Source organism: Actinokineospora auranticolor (genome assembly GCF_002934265.1).
In the GTDB taxonomy this organism is placed as follows: domain Bacteria; phylum Actinomycetota; class Actinomycetes; order Mycobacteriales; family Pseudonocardiaceae; genus Actinokineospora; species Actinokineospora auranticolor.
Genome location: NZ_PTIX01000007.1, coordinates 315,851 through 330,642, shown reverse-complemented (window position 1 = coordinate 330,642; position 14,792 = coordinate 315,851). Strand labels below are relative to the sequence as shown.

Genomic DNA, 14,792 nt, shown 5'->3' with positions numbered 1-14,792 from the left:
GCAGTCGCCGCGGGGCGGGGGCGGGGGCGGCCGGGGACGCCCCTTCGGGCGGCCCGGGCGGCACCGATGGCGCGGGCGGCGGACCGGTGCGCGCCGGTCCACCGGCGCCCGACACTGGCTGCCGTGATCACCGAGGTGGACGACGCGCTGTGCGTGCTGCTGGGCCGGGCACTGCCGGAAGGCACGGCGGTGCGCCTCGACCCGCCGAAGCCGACCTGGCAGACCGAGCGACCGACGAAGGTCGTCGACCTGTTCCTGTTCGGACTGCGCGGCGACCCGAGGGGGCGGGAGGCGGGCTGGGCCGAGGTACGTGACGAGCGCGGCGCGGTGCTGTCCCGGCGCGGGCCGACCCGGCGGTGCGAGCTGTCCTATTTGGTCACCGCGCGCGCCGAGAAGGTCGGCGAGGAGCACATGCTGCTCGACCGCGCGCTGCGCGCGGTGCTGTTCGCCGACACCGTGCCCGAAGGCTGCCTGGCCGGCGAGCTCGCGGTCGCGGGCGAGCCGGTGTTCCTCGCGGTGGCCGACGCGGACCCGGGCGAGCTGTGGACGAACCTGGGCATGCCCGCGCGCGCGGCGTTCGTGGTCACCGCGAGCGCCGCTCTGCTCGCCGATACCGACACCGAACTGGCCCCGCCCGCCGAGCGGATCGCGTTGCGGTCCGGCCAGGACGTGCCGCGCGGACCGCTGGCACCGGCGGGCGCCAAGCGGTGGGTGCGCTCGTGACCCCCGCGGCGCGCATGGGCGACCGGGTGGTGGGCACGGACATCCACATCCTGTTGGTGCCGTCCGCGGGCGGGCCGGTGCCGACACCCACACCGCTGCCGTTCACCGGGATCATCACCGACGGGTGCAGCCGCGATGTGTTGATCTGCGGGCAACCCGCGGCGGTCGTGGGGTCGACCGCGGAGAACACGCCACCGCACGTGGCACCGCCGCCCACGACGTTCCAGAAGCAACCCACCAACCGCGGCACGATCACCACCGGCAGCGCGACCGTGCTCATCAACGGCAAATGCGCCGCACGAGCCAACGACATCGTCCGGACCTGCCACGACCCCGTGGACCAGCCTACCGGATCGATCATCGCCGTGTCCACAGTGGATGTCGGTGGCTAGAGGAGGAAACATGGCAGACGAGCCAGACCTGGCGCCCGGGGACAGTTCCGAGTGGGTGGCCTACCTGCAGCAGATGCTCAACCACCACTACCAGCAGGGCGTCGTCGGCGAGAGCGGCGAGTTCGACGACACGACCGCGGGCGCGGTCAGCCACTTCGCCGACCAGAACGGGCTCTCCTCCGGGGACCGCGTGGACAGCCGGTTCTGGGACGTGCTGCTGGGCCGCGCGACCGGCGAGACCGGCGAGACCGGGGGCGGTGACGGTGGTGGTGGCGGTGGTGGCGGCGAGACGGGCTTCCAGGACATCGACTACCCGGTGGAATTGCTGAGCCAACCGGACGAGACGACGTGTTGGGCGGCGTCGATGGTCATGGTCCTCAACGCCCGCGGTCAGAACTACACGGTCGAGAGCCTGTGCGCGGAGGCCGGGGTCGACCACCAGGGCAAGACGTGGGCCGAGGCCGAGCCGATCGGCAAGCAGGTCGGGATGAGCAGCGTGTACTGCGCCTGCTGGACCGAGCAGGGCTGGGCGGAGGTGCTGGCGGAGAGCGGTCCGCTGTGGACACCGGTGCCGGGGGCGGAATACCACATCATCGTGGTGGCGGGCATCCGCCAGGGCGCCAACGGCGCGGAGATCCACGTCTTCGACCCGTGGCCGCCCGGGGCGGGCGTCGAGTCGTGGCAGGACTTCGCCTCGTTCACCCAGCGGTACGAGATGGGCGAGGGCTACGGCGCCGACCTGCTGCGCTACTGACGCCTGGAACGGCCGGGGACCCTGTGCTCCGCCCGACCTCGATCGGGCGGAGCGCACCCGAAACCGCTGTTCCACGTGCGGACACCCGGTTTTGTCGGTGCCCGCGGCTATTCTTCGACCCGGTGTTCCCGGCGCAGGCTTCCTGGCGAGTCCGCGCGGTTCTCATCCAGGACGGAACTCCGGGGCTGTGGCCAGGCAGGCGTATCAGCGGCGCAGGTCAGCGCGCCGGGGCGAGGGCGTCCGGCGCGGGTGGAACCGCGACCAGCACGACCATGCCGATCGCGGACCGCTCGTGCTCGTGGCGGGTCAGCCACGTGCGGGCGTCGGGGCGGTCGCGGTCGGTCGTGGCCGAGACCGTCAGGCGGAACCGGGCGCGGCCGCGTACCCGCACGCGTTCGTGGGTGAAGTCGATCGCGCACTCACCCTCGTGCTCGACCGTGTCGGGGTTGCGGAAGCGCCTGCCGGTCTGCTGGAAGCGGTGTCCGGCGCCCGCGGTGATCCGCGGGCGCGGCGAGCCGACCCCACCGACCATGACGCTGGCGCCGACCTCGCGCACGGCGGCCAACGCGTCGTCCCGTGCCGCCACGCGGTCCCGCACCCGGGTGCCGACCGGAGCTGCCTCGCGGTCGTCCTCCGACTTGTCGTTCAGGACGGGGCCGCCGGACACCGGTGCGACAGTCGGCGGCTGGGCGGCATCCGGAGCGGCGGTGGTGACGTCGAGGTCGCCCGCCAGGCCGAGTTCCACGGTCACCGCGACGTGTCCGATGTCGACGGTCGCGGTCGCGACCGGGGTGCCGGGCAGGCGGTAGCGGTAGCGCGCCGTGGTGTGGCGCGGGTCGGGGACGTCGGTCATGTGTGCCTCGCCATCGCCGCTCGAGAGGAACCACGACGTTATGCCGCGGCGCGGTCGGGTCGGGTGGCCGATCGGGCAGCAGATGGGGACGGCGGCGCGCACTGCTCACACGGCGGCCATGCGCGGTTCCGCCGTGCGCACCGTCACGCGGTTGTCCCGAATGCTCACGCGAACGAAACACACCGGCACCCGTCCGGCAACAGTTCTGCCCGACCCTGGAACCCATGCGAAATTCCCCGACCACCCCCGGCACCCCGACGACCTGGCGGCTGCGCGTGCGCCTCGACGACCGGCCCGGCGCGCTCGCCCGCGTCGCCACCCGGCTCGCGGCGCGCGACTGCAACGTCCTGGCGCTGACCGTGCTCCCGGTGCCCGGTGGGGTCGTGGACGAGATCGTGGTGCGCACCGGTCCCGGGCACGCGCCCGCCGACCTGGTGGACGACATCCGCGCCGAGGGTGGCCGCTGCCTGGGTATCGCGCGCGCGGACACCCGGCACCTGGTCGACCACACGACCGCGGCCCTGCGCGTCACCGCGGCCGCTCTGCGCGATCCGGCGGCCGTCGCGGACGCCGTGCGCACCGTGCTGGACGCCGACTCGGTCACCATCGTCGACACCGCGACGGGCTTCGGCGACCAGAACGACCACCGCGTCGTACTCCCGCTGACCGACGACCTCACCGTCGTCGCCCGCCGTGGCTGGGCCCCGTTCACCGAGGTCGAGCTGGCCCGCGTGGCCGCGCTGTCCGAGGCACTCGTCGCGGGTGACGTCACCGCGCCCACGGCCGTGATCACCGGCACCGGCGCGGGAATCGTGCTGCGCCCGGGCACCCCGGCGGACGCCGACGCGGTCAACGACCTGCACTCGCGCTGCTCGGCGCAGACCCTGTTCACCCGTTACCACGCGGGCTTGCGCACCCTCCCCCGCCGCTGGCTGCACCGCCTCCTGCAGCCCCCGCGCGGTACGACGCTGCTGGCGCTGTGCGGCACCGAGGTCGTCGCGATGGCGCAGTTGATCCGCACCAACGACCCGGCCGAGGCGGAGATCTCGGTGCTGGTCGAGGACTCCTGGCAGCGGCAGGGCCTGGGTACCGCGATGATCACCCGTCTGGGGGTGTTGGGCCGGGCCGCCGGTCACCGCCGGATGATCGCCTGGTGCATGCCCGCCGAGGCGGGGTTCACCCGGGCGGCGAACGCCGCGGGTCTGCCGGTGGCGGTGCGCCGCGAGGACGACCTGCTCCGCGTCGCGATCTCAGTGGACGCTCCCGAGCGGACCGCCGAGTCGTCCGAGACCGCGGCCGCCTGAGGGCGGTTCGCGGTGCCACTGGAGCAGTGGCCTACTCGGAAGTAACATGAGGGCTCCGGCGCGAGTGGAGGAGCTTTCATGGGCACGATCGGCACGGTCCCCGGCGCACCGACGGCGGCGAGGGGGGCGGAGTTGGCGGCCCGCGCCGTGCCGGGGCCGGAGTCAGTGACGATGGCGGCGCCGTTCACCGGGAAACCGATCACCGGGTTGCCGCAGTGCCTGGACGCCGACGTACGGCGTGCGTTCGAGCGCGCGCGGCGGGCCCAGGTCGACTGGGCGGCGACACCGGTGCGGGAGCGGCAGCAGGTGTTCCTGCGTCTGCACGACCTGATTCTCGACCGCCAGGCCGAGGCGCTCGACCTGATGCAGGTGGAAACCGGCAAATCCCGCCTTGACGCGTACGACGAGATCGCCGTCACCGCGATGACCGCCGCCTACTACGGGCGCCGGGCGGCCGGTCTGCTGGCACCGCGCCGAAGGGCCGGCACACTCCCGTTCTTCACGCGAACCACCGAGGTGCGCCACCCCAAGGGCGTCATCTCGATGATCTCGCCGTGGAACTACCCGCTCGCGCTGACCGGCATGGACGCCATCCCGGCGTTGATCGCGGGGAACGCGCTGGTGCAGAAGCCGGACAACCAGACGGCGCTCTCCGCGCTGTGGCTGCACGAGTTCGCCTCGGCCGCGGGGCTGCCCGACGGCGTGTGGCAGATCGTGCTGGGTCGCGGGGAGGACGTGGGCACCGCGTTGATCGAGGAAGCCGACTACCTGGGGTTCACCGGGTCGACCGCGACGGGCAAGGGGCTCGCGGCGCGGGCGGCGGCGCTGCTGACCGGTTTCTCGATGGAGCTCGGCGGCAAGAACCCGATGATCGTGCTGCCGGACGCGGACGTCGAACGCGCGGCGGCGGGCGCGGTGACGGCGTGCTTCTCGTCGGCGGGGCAGTTGTGCGTTTCGGTGGAACGCATTTACGTGCATTCGAGCATTCGAGCAGAGTTCACACGCGCGTTCGTGGCGAAAACCTCGGCGGTTCGGCTCGGTTCCGATTTGGGTTATGGCGTGGACATGGGTTCGTTGACGTCCGAGAAGCAACTGGGGACGGTCTCGACACATGTCGCCGACGCCGTGGAGAAGGGCGCGACGCTGCTCACCGGCGGACGGGCGAGGCCGGACGTGGGGCCGCTGTTCTACGAGCCGACGATCCTCACCGATGTGCGCGACGGGATGACGTTGTTCGCGGAGGAGACTTTCGGGCCGGTTGTGTCGATTTACGGGTATTCCGAGGTGGATGCTGCGGTCGAGATGGCGAATCGGACTCGCTACGGGCTCAACGCGAGCGTTTGGGGGCGTGATTCCCGGGCGGCGGAAGAGGTCGCCACTCGGGTCCACGCGGGCACGGTGAATGTCAATGACGGGTTCGGCGCGGCTTTCGGCAGTCTGGACGCGCCGATGGGTGGCATGGGCGAGTCCGGGGTGGGGCGGCGGAACGGGGCGGAGGGGCTGTTGAAGTACACCGAGGCCCAGACCATCGCGACGCAGCGGTACGTGCCACTACGGCCCGCGCGGGGCATCCCGTCGCGGGCTTGGACCGCGTCGCTGACGCTCGGTCTTCGGGCGCTCAAGCGCTTGCCGCGCTGAGGACGCGCTCGTTCGTCAAGATCGGTTGACAGTTGTCCACATGGTTCGGATTCATCCACCGGTTTCGGTTCTCGATTGTTCACCCTTGCCGATGCGGGAAGACTCGGTGTTGCGCGGAAACCTCCGCGCAACACCGAGATCCCGTGGAGGTAGATGAATTGATGAACCCGACAACTGAATAACGTGAGAGTTCAGCGTTGGCCCGAGGCTTCGCTCAGCAAGCCTCGGTCGTATGCCACCGCCACGGCCTCAGCCCGTCGGCTCGCGCCGAGTTTCGCCATGATCCGGCTGAGGTGGACGCTGACCGTCTTCTCGCTGATGAACAGTTCCTCACCCACTTGCCGGTTCGTCCGGCCCGCCGCCACGAGGGTGAGAACCGCGCGTTCGCGAGGGGTGAAGGGGTCCACCTCATCCCGCACGACCACGGCGTCGCCCAGCGCGATCCGGGCCCGGCGAGCGGTGCGGCGCAACGCGTCGGAGAGCGGCTTGGCAGCCAGCCTGGTCGCTACCTCGTCGGCGAGCCGGAGCTGTTCGGCGGCCGGGTCGCGGTCGTCCCTTCCTAGGAGGGCTTCCGCCAACCGCCGCCTGCACAGCGCCTGCTCGTAGACGGCTCCGTAGCCGAACGCCGCCACCGCGCGCTGCCAAGCCTCGACATCCGGCCGGTCGAGGTGGGCCTCGGCGGTCCCGGAGCCATCGGGACCGCCGAGGAGGGTCGCGTCCCCGGTGTCGACGGTGGCTCCGCCCGGATCACGGGTGAGGGCCGCCACGGCACCAGCCACGGGGGCTGCGCGCCCGGGACCGCCGGTTGTCGAGCCGTCGGTTTCGGGGAGGCCGGTCACCGCACTCCCGGTGCTTGCCGGGGTGCCGGATTCCAGAGGGGCGATCGCCTGGGTGTGACTTGCCCGGGTGCTGGTCCCTGGGGTGTCGGGGCGCGGTGAGCGGGGATCGTTGGTCGTGCCACCGTCGGCGGCGGGGGTGGTGGCGGCCAGCGGGCCGGCGGGGGCCGAACTGGCTGACGGGGCCGCGGTGTCGGCGGCGGGGCCGTGGAGCCGGGTCAGTTCGGCCTCGCCGCGGGCGAGCCAGGCGCGGCCTTCCGGGCCGAGGGTGCCGGTGCGGGGTCGGCCGTTGGCGGCGGTCTGACGGGCCAGGCTCATCAGGCGCTCGCCCTCGGCGACGTGCGCGTCGACCGGGTGACCCGCGCGGCGGGCGGTGGTGGCCAGGTCGGCGTGGGCGGCGATGCCGTGGGCGGCCAGTCGGATGGTGGCCATCATCCACTGCTCGCCCGCCTGGGCGATCCAGTCCAGGGCCTCGCGGACGCCGTCGACGGCGCGGTCCGGCCTGCCCCGCCAGGCGGCCAGCTCGGCGGCGACGCCGCCCGCGACCAAGGGGATCTGGATGTCGCGGTGCCAGTCCGACCGCAGTTCGGTGACCAGGCGCTCGGCCTCGGCGAAGCGGCCGCGGGCGACGGCGATGTTGGCGCCGACGGAGGCCAGGCGGGCCGAGACCGTGCTGGAGACCCGGTGGCCGGGCGGTTCGGCCGCGGCCTCGGCGCCGTCCCAGTCGCCGCGGACGTAGCGGATGACGACCTGGATCACGCGCAGCTCGGTGCCGTACGCGCTCCAGGTGAGGCCGGTGGCGCGGGCCCGTTCGACGCCCGCGTCGACGACCCCGGCCGCTTGGTCGAGCAGGCCGGACTCGTAGAGGTTGACGCACAGGAAGTACCTGGCGCGGAGCTCGGTGCTGATGGCGCCGATCTCGCCCGCGCGGGGGATGACCTCGGCGAGCCGCTGTCGCGCCTCCACGGCCTGGCCGTCGGCCTCGTCGAGGACGGCCAAGGTCGCCAGGGCGTCGACCTCGGGGCCGCGGGCGCCGACCCGGCGGGCGACGTCGAGGGCGCGGCGGGCGTGCAGGCGGGATTCCTCCAGCCTGCCGACGGAGCGCAGGATCGTGGCGTACGCGGTGAGCACCCAGGCCTGGTCGGAGCTGTCGGGGCGGTCGGCGAGCATCGCCCACGCCTGCTCGACGGCGGCCATCGCCTCCTCCTCGCGGCCATCGATGTAGTACATGGCCTCGGCCAGGCGGCGGTGCAGGGTGGCGGCGCGTTCCGGGGTGACGGTGTCGCCCGCGGCCTTGGCGGCGGCGACGGCGGACTTGGCGAAGGCGACGGCGCGTTCGGGGTCGCCGGACATGCCCGCGACCCAGGAGGCGTGGCGGAGCAGGGTGAGTTCGTCGACCTTGGTGGGGCGCTGGTCCGCGGGCACGGCGTTCCACAGCTTCAGCGCGCGCTCGGCGTGGTCGAGGGACTCGGCCGGGGCGCCCAGTCGTTCGGCCTCCCAGGTGGCGGCGACGGAGGCGGCCAGGGCCGCGGGCAGGGCGTGGCTCTCCATGCTGTGGTGGGCCAGGGCCGCGGCGACACCGCGCGAGTCGGAGTCGGTGGCGAGGACTCGGGCGTAGGCGGCGTGCAGGCGGACTCGTTCGCCGGGCAGGAGGTCGGTGTAGACGGCTTCGCGGAGCAGGGCGTGGCGGAAGGCGTAGTGCTCGCCGTCGCCGGGGACGAGGACGTGGTGGGCCACGGCCTCGCGCAGGGCGGTCTCCAGGTCGCCGTCCTCGAGGTCGGCGACGGCGCGCAGCTGGGCGTCGCGCACGCGCCTGCCCGCGACCGAGGCGATCCGCACGACGCCCTGGGTGGCCGGGTTGAGGCGTTCGACGCGGGCGAGCAGGACGTCGACGAGGTTGGCGGGGATGCCGACGCTGTCGCTCATCGAGTAGGCGGCGAGCAGTTCCTCGGCGAAGAAGGCGTTGCCCTCGGAGCGGCCCGCGACCTCGCGCAGCACGGGTTCGGGGAGGCGTTCCTCGGCTAGGGCGGTGACGAAGGCGCGGGCGTCGGCGGTGCCGAACGGGGCGAGTTCGATCCGTTCGACCTGGGGCAGTCGGACGAGTTCGGCCAGCAGCGGGCGCAGCGGGTGGCGGCGGTGCAGGTCGTCGCTGCGGTAGGTGCCGAGGACCAGCATCCGCTGGGAGCGCAGGCGGGAGAGCAGGAAGGACAGCAGGCTGCGGGTGGAGGCGTCGGCCCAGTGCAGGTCTTCCAGGACCAGCAGCAGCGGGGCGCGCTCGGCGAGGTCGTTGAGCAGTCCGTGCACGGCGTCGAAGAGCTGGAGCTGGCCGATGTCCTGCTCGGCGCGGGTGCCCCACACCGAGGTGGCGATGGCAGCCACCTGCCCGCCGGGTTCGGGGCTCGCGGGGAGCGCGACCTCGGGGAAGAGCCTGCCCAGCGCGGGACGGCTCTGGGCGTGCTCGCGCACCTGGGCCAGCGCCTCGGCCACCGGGAGGTAGGGCAGGCCGGTCTCGCCCGCGTCCAGGCACCGGCCCGTGAGCACCCGCGCCCCCAGGTCGCGGGCGATCACGCCGATCTCCTCGGTCATCCGGGTCTTGCCGATCCCGGCGTCCCCGGCCAGCAGCACGGCCGAGGCCCGGCCCGCCGCCGCGCCCTCGAGCGCGGTGCGCAGCCTGCGCAGCTCGCGGCCGCGGGCGACCAGCGGGATTCCGGAACCAAGACGCGGCATGGTTGGCATGCTCGCACACCTCCCCGACACCGGAGGCCGACCGGCCACCGGTCACGACACCACCACCAGCGGCGATGCCCACCACGCCGGCGCGCGACCGGTGGCGGTCGGCGCCTTCCGGATCCGCGGACGTGGCCGGGCACCGGGCAAGTCGGCATCCCGTACCTGGTCGCCTACCGGGAATGCCAGCGAGAGTCCGGTACCCGGGAGGGCGGCGTGTTCACCGAACCCGCGCGCCCGGGTGCCCGCGCCAGCCGACCTGGTGACGCTCCGGGTCGCCGCGCGCGAAGACGTATGGCTCTTCACCGCACGCCCCGGCTTGCGCTGGGTGTGCGGTCTCTGGGCGCCAAAGACCAGCGGCGGCACCAAGAACGCGGTGCGCGGGAAGAGGCGAACGCTTCGCACAATGGGCGTTCGAGAACGCGTGGCCCGGATTTGAGGCCGCCGCGAGGCTCGTTTGTGTCGTTCGCGAGGCGCTGCCCCGGGCGGCTCCGGTCAACGGCAGGGTGGTCGGCGGGGAGCGCCACTCGAGCAAGCGGACCGGCGCGGTCGTGGACAGCTTCGGCTTTGGGTGTCCGGCGTGGGCACACCACCGGCCGGGGCGGGTGGTGTGCCCACGCCTCAGGCGGCGTGGCGGTCGGACTGGCGGGGATCGGGGCGGGTGCCCACGAGCTTGCGCCACCAGGGGGCGCGGGGGACCTCGCGCAGGTGCAGCCTGCTGGTGCGGTCCAGCGTGCCGTGCCTGCGGTAGTTGACCTCGGCCTGAACGGCTTCCGGGGTCCACTCCATCGTGCTCATCTCCTCGGTTCGTGCTCTTCGGCTACCGAGAAGACTCGTCCTGAGGGGGTGGGTACGGGGATCGGGCGATCACGCAGTCCTCCCCCTCAGGACCCCTTACCCGGTGCGCGGGTGGGGGTCCTCGGGAGGGGGTAAGGGGTGGTTGTCGCGCGGGTACGGGGCCACGGCCACCGCCGTGGCCCCGCCATCGAGGTGGCTGGGACCGGGATGCTGTCGACCATCCCGGGCACGAGCACCGCCGACCCGTTGGCTATCTGGCCGCCAGCAGGTCACCCTTCACGGCGTCGACGAAGGTCGACCACTCGATGTCCGCGAACGCCAGGTGCCCGTACTCCGCGTTCTTGGAGTCGCGCACCGCTGCGCCGCTTCTGCCGACCACGAGCTCGACGCAGTCGTTGGTCGCACCACTGCGGCTGCTCTTGCGCCATTCGGCGCTTGCCAGGTCAGAAACGGTCACGCCCTACTCCTCTCATCATGTCGTCGAATCGCGTCCCATTCCGTTCGCGATTCGCTGGATGAGGGCGACGGTGTCGTCAGGTCCCAACGCCGACGCCCGTAAATGGTCGAACATCAACGTGTACCGGCGGACATCGGACGGCTGTTCTAGATAGACGCCCGTGGTGGTGTTCTCGACGTAGACGACATCGGGATCCGCCTGCTCCGGGAAACCCAGGATCAGAAACGGAGTCTCCATTCCCGCGTGCGCGCCCGTACCGAATGGCACGACCTGAATGGTCACGTTCGGCAGGGTCGACGCCTCGACGAGCCGGGCCAGTTGCGCGCGCATGACCTCGGGTCCACCGGTGACACGGTGTAGCACGGCCTCGTCGAGCACCGCCCAGTAGTCGGGCGGATGGGGGTCGGTCAGCAGTCGCTGGCGCGCAAGCCTGCCCCGGACCCTCAGGTCGACCTCGGCCGGTTCGGCATCCGGGCGGATCGCCCGGATGACGGCTCTGGTGTATTCCTCGATCTGCAGCAGACCGGGGATCAGCAATGCCTGGTGCGTGTGCAGGAATGACGCGTCGGCCTCGAGGCCGACGAAAGAACCGGTGAAGACCTCGTTGTACGAGTGCCACCACCCCTTCTGCCGCGCCTCCCGGGCCAGTTGCACCAGTGCTTCCCGGCGGGCCTCCTCGATACCGTAGAGCTCGAGCATGTCGCGGACGTCCCGCGGCGTCACACCGACGTGCCCGGTCTCGATGCGGCTGATCTTCGAGGCGGAGCACTCCAGCTTTTCGCCCACCTCATCGATGGTGAGTTCCGCCGCTTCGCGGAATCTCCGCAGTTCCGCCGCGAGCCTGCGGCGTCGTACAGTCGGACTCGGTCCTCGGGCCACGTTCCCACCTCGTTTCTGACCGCGTCCAACGACCGGCCACAGCCCCTGGGCGCGCGGCGTCCGCGCACCGTTGGCCAGTCTCGATGCTGATCTTGTCCAGCACAAGGAGGCGCCAGGACCGTTCCGTGGCGCGGTCAACCGCATCGAGCAACCGAAGTCACCCGATCGAGTGGTGCAACTTGCAAAATGCCATTCGCAGGAAGCAGGCTGCACTCCAGGCGTCCACGGAAGGATCGGTTCGAGTTCCCGGGAGCGGGCCGGTGTCCGCCGCGAGGCGCGAATCGGGCGCGAGGGACTGGCGAATCGACGGGATCCGGGGACGACTGGCCGCACCAGACGGTCATCGGCCGATTCGGCCGTCCCCTTGAGAGCTGAACACGGCTGGAGGCCACGGGTGAGCGGGTCGATCTTCGGACACATGGAAGCCTCGTTGCAGGGCTACCTGACCGAGGTGAGCCACCGCGCCGAAGTGGACGGCGACGCCGCGGCGACCCGGCTGGCCCGCGCGGAACTGCCGCGGATCGTGGCCGCGCTGCGCGCGCTGCTGGCCGAGCACAGCCCGGACGAGAACGGTCGCTGCCCGTCGTGCCGCACAAGGCTGTTCACCCGCGCGCCCGCGCCGTGCCGCGCCTACCTGACCGCGCACCTGTGCTTGCTGGTCACCGAGGACACGTCCTACAAGGAACACCTCGCCCGCTGAACCCGCACCGACCCCGGGGCGCCGCCCACCCCCATCCCGAGGCGTCCCGGCAGGCGGGCAGGACCGGATCTCACCCCCCGACGAACCGGTCTTGCCCGCCACTTCCCTTGTCCGGCAGGCAAATCCCGGTCGGAGTCGTCCACAGCGGCGGCGCGCGTCTCGCCACGGATTCACCGATTCGCACCGACAACGGGGAAATCCGGGCCACGACGGCGAATTCGCTCGAACAGACCAACGCGTCGAGGCCCGTTCGGCGATCGTTCGCGCCTTCGGTGCCGACCGATCCGGTCGGCGCCGTCCTTTTCGCGCGGTCCGCCGTCCTCAGTCGAGCAGCCGCACCAGACCTTCTTGGACGACGGTCGCCACGAGTTGCCCGTCCCTGGTGAAGAACCGCCCGGTGGCCAGCCCTCGACCGCCGGACGCGCTGGGCGACAGGCAGTCGTAGAGGATCCACTCGTCGGCGCGGAACGGGCGGTGGAACCACATCGCGTGGTCGAGGCTGGCGCCGATGACCTTGTCGGTTCCCCAGTAGACGCCGTGGCGGGCCAGCACGGCGTCGAGCAGCGTCATGTCCGAGGCGTAGGCCAGGACGCACACGTGCAGCATATGGTCACCGTCGAGGGTTCCGTCGGCGCGCATCCACACCTGGTTGTGGGCGTCGCGCGGACCGGTCTCGCGGGAGAGCCACGGCGGTTCCGAGACGTAGCGGACGTCGATCGGGCGCGGGCGGTCCGCCCACGCGCCGAACCGCTCGCGCAGCTCCGGGGTGATCCGCTCGGCCTGCGTCGGCAGCGATTCCGGCGCGGGCACCTCGGGCATCGGGTCCGCGTGCCCGATCCCGGGTTCGTCGACCTGGAACGACGCGGACAGCGCGAAGATCGCCTTGCCGTGCTGCACCGCCACAACGCGGCGGGTCGTGAACGAGCGGCCGTCGCGGATGCGGTCCACCTCGTACACGATCGGCACGCTCGGGTCGCCGCCGCGGATGAAGTACGCGTGCAGCGAGTGCACGCGCCGCTCCGGCGGCACCGTCCGGCCCGCCGCGACCAGCGCCTGGCCCGCGACCTGACCACCGAAGACGCGCACCGGCGAGTCGTCCGGGCTGACGCCCCGGAAGATGTTCTCCTCGATGCGCTCCAGGTCCAGCAGCGCGACCAGCCCGTCCAGCGCGGCCTGCCCACGCAGCACGCCGTCGTCGGCCGCACCCGGCGCCGCCATCCCGTCCTCAGTCATGTACCGGACAGTAGCGCCGAGCGCGGCCGGACTCCGCGTCAGGCGTGGTCTTCCTCGCCCAAGCGGTGCACGCGGATCAGGTTCGTGGACCCGACGGTGCCGGGCGGTGAGCCCGCGACGATGACCACCAGGTCACCGGGCTGGTAGCGGCCGATGGACAACATGGACAGGTCGACCTGCCGGACCATGCGGTCGGTGGAGTCCACCTCGGGCACCAGGAACGTCTCCGTGCCCCAGGTGAGCGACAGCTGGCTGCGCACGCCCGGTTCCGGGGTGAACGCCAGCAGCGGGAGCCGGGTGTGCAGGCGGGCCAGGCGCTTCACCGTGTCGCCGGACTGCGTGAAGGCGACCAGGGCCTTGGCGTTGAGCCGCTCGCCGATGTCGCGGGCGGCGTAGGAGATCACGCCGCGCTTGGTGCGCGGGACGTGGGTCAGCGGCGGCACCGTGGGCCGCTCGGCCTCCACGGCCTCGATGATGCGGCTCATCGTCTGCACCGACTCGATGGCGTAGCGGCCGACGCTGGTCTCGCCGGAGAGCATCAGCGCGTCCGCGCCGTCGAGCACCGCGTTGGCCACGTCGGAGGCCTCGGCGCGGGTCGGCCGGGAGTTGCTGATCATCGAGTCGAGCATCTGGGTCGCCACGATGACCGGCTTGGCGTTCTCCCTGGCGATCTGGATGGCCCGCTTCTGCACCAGCGGCACCTGCTCCAGCGGCAGCTCCACGCCCAGGTCGCCGCGGGCGACCATGACACCGTCGAAGGCCAGCACGATGGCCTCCAGGTTGTCGACCGCCTCCGGCTTCTCCAGCTTGGCGATCACCGGCAGCCTGCCCCGGCCGACCCGGTCCATCACCTGGTGCACCAGGTCGATGTCGGCGGGCGAGCGGACGAAGCTCAGCGCGATGAAGTCCACGCCGAGGTGCAGCGCGAACTCGAGGTCCTCGATGTCCTTCTCCGACAGCGCGGGGACGGACACGTCCATGCCGGGCAGCGACAGGCCCTTGTTGTTGCTGACCGGACCGCCCTCGGTGACCTCGCAGACCACGTCGGCGCCCTCGACGCCGCGCACGACCAGGCCGACCTTGCCGTCGTCGACCAGCAGCCGGTCGCCCGCCTTGGCGTCGTTGGCCAGGCCCTTGTAGGTGGTGGACACCCGGTCGTGGGTGCCCGCGACGTCCTCGACGGTGATCCGGACGACGTCGCCGGTACGCCACTCCACCGGGCCGTTGGCGAAGGTGCCGAGGCGGATCTTGGGGCCCTGCAGGTCGGCGAGGACGCCCACGGCCCGGCCCGACTCGTCGCCCGCGGCGCGGACCAGGTCGTAGACCTGCTTGTGGTCACCGTGGCTGCCGTGGCTGAAGTTCATCCTCGCCACGTCCATGCCCGCGGCCACCAGGTCGCGCACCCGCTCCGGAGTGGCCGTGGCCGGGCCCATGGTGCACACGATCTTCGCTCGTCGGTTCACAGCCCCACAGCTTAGTCCCGTCGGCTTTACCGATC

13 protein-coding genes are annotated in these 14,792 nt (G+C 72.1%); 6 read left to right on the top strand and 7 right to left on the bottom strand.

Translation table 11 applies throughout. The features are described 5' to 3' along the window. Positions 1-123 precede the first annotated feature (123 nt). Genes CLV40_RS16220 through CLV40_RS16210 form a run of 3 tightly spaced genes read left to right on the top strand, consistent with a single transcriptional unit; the run spans position 124 to position 1,869 of the window. Positions 124-723 carry a Pvc16 family protein gene (locus CLV40_RS16220; RefSeq protein WP_104479782.1) on the top strand — a complete coding sequence of 200 codons (600 nt, stop codon included), beginning with the start codon at positions 124-126 and terminating at the stop codon, positions 721-723. Beyond that, positions 720-1,115, top strand: coding sequence for a PAAR domain-containing protein (locus CLV40_RS16215; protein WP_245931324.1), 396 nt, complete (start codon positions 720-722; stop codon positions 1,113-1,115). The genes CLV40_RS16220 and CLV40_RS16215 overlap by 4 nt, the downstream gene beginning before the upstream one ends. Before the next feature lie 10 nt (positions 1,116-1,125). Continuing rightward, the gene (locus tag CLV40_RS16210; protein WP_104479724.1) at positions 1,126-1,869 is read left to right on the top strand and encodes a papain-like cysteine protease family protein; all 744 of its coding nucleotides are present in this window, start codon (positions 1,126-1,128) and stop codon (positions 1,867-1,869) included. 217 nt (positions 1,870-2,086) lie between these two features. Here CLV40_RS16210 and CLV40_RS16205 read toward each other — a convergent pair whose 3' ends face one another. Next, positions 2,087-2,722 carry a hypothetical protein gene (locus CLV40_RS16205; RefSeq protein ID WP_104479723.1) on the bottom strand — a complete coding sequence of 212 codons (636 nt, stop codon included), beginning with the start codon at positions 2,720-2,722 and terminating at the stop codon, positions 2,087-2,089. Positions 2,723-2,946: 224 nt separating this feature from the next. Between CLV40_RS16205 and CLV40_RS16200 the strand changes: the two genes are divergently transcribed. After that, positions 2,947-4,026, top strand: a complete 1,080-nt coding sequence (locus tag CLV40_RS16200; protein ID WP_104479722.1) for a GNAT family N-acetyltransferase — start codon at positions 2,947-2,949, stop codon at positions 4,024-4,026. 78 nt (positions 4,027-4,104) lie between these two features. Beyond that, positions 4,105-5,664: a succinic semialdehyde dehydrogenase gene (locus CLV40_RS16195; RefSeq protein ID WP_104479721.1), complete on the top strand. Its 1,560-nt coding sequence runs from the start codon at positions 4,105-4,107 to the stop codon at positions 5,662-5,664. Positions 5,665-5,855: 191 nt separating this feature from the next. Here CLV40_RS16195 and CLV40_RS37260 read toward each other — a convergent pair whose 3' ends face one another. The 4 genes from CLV40_RS37260 to CLV40_RS16170 form a co-directional block, all read right to left on the bottom strand. Further along, positions 5,856-9,236: a helix-turn-helix transcriptional regulator gene (locus CLV40_RS37260; RefSeq protein ID WP_146108051.1), complete on the bottom strand. Its 3,381-nt coding sequence runs from the start codon at positions 9,234-9,236 to the stop codon at positions 5,856-5,858. A 612-nt stretch (positions 9,237-9,848) separates the two neighbouring features. Further along, complete coding sequence (locus CLV40_RS38040; RefSeq protein WP_181043535.1) at positions 9,849-10,025, bottom strand: hypothetical protein; 177 nt, start codon at positions 10,023-10,025, stop codon at positions 9,849-9,851. A 250-nt stretch (positions 10,026-10,275) separates the two neighbouring features. After that, positions 10,276-10,482, bottom strand: coding sequence for a DUF397 domain-containing protein (locus CLV40_RS16175; RefSeq protein ID WP_104479720.1), 207 nt, complete (start codon positions 10,480-10,482; stop codon positions 10,276-10,278). Positions 10,483-10,497: 15 nt separating this feature from the next. Further along, positions 10,498-11,361 (bottom strand): helix-turn-helix domain-containing protein, encoded by an 864-nt coding sequence (locus CLV40_RS16170; RefSeq protein WP_104479719.1) that lies wholly within the window; start codon positions 11,359-11,361, stop codon positions 10,498-10,500. Between the two features lie 418 nt (positions 11,362-11,779). Here CLV40_RS16170 and CLV40_RS16165 point away from each other — a divergent pair, with 418 nt between their 5' ends. Further along, complete coding sequence (locus tag CLV40_RS16165; protein ID WP_146108050.1) at positions 11,780-12,061, top strand: hypothetical protein; 282 nt, start codon at positions 11,780-11,782, stop codon at positions 12,059-12,061. Positions 12,062-12,382: 321 nt separating this feature from the next. On the opposite strand, the gene tesB is transcribed toward CLV40_RS16165, so the two are convergent. Together tesB and pyk are read right to left on the bottom strand one after the other, a co-directional pair. Next, a complete protein-coding gene (gene tesB / locus CLV40_RS16160; RefSeq protein ID WP_104479717.1) occupies positions 12,383-13,294 on the bottom strand; it encodes an acyl-CoA thioesterase II in 912 nt (303 codons plus the stop codon). A 38-nt stretch (positions 13,295-13,332) separates the two neighbouring features. Further along, complete coding sequence (pyk, locus tag CLV40_RS16155) at positions 13,333-14,757, bottom strand: pyruvate kinase (RefSeq protein WP_104479716.1); 1,425 nt, start codon at positions 14,755-14,757, stop codon at positions 13,333-13,335. Positions 14,758-14,792: the final 35 nt, after the last annotated feature.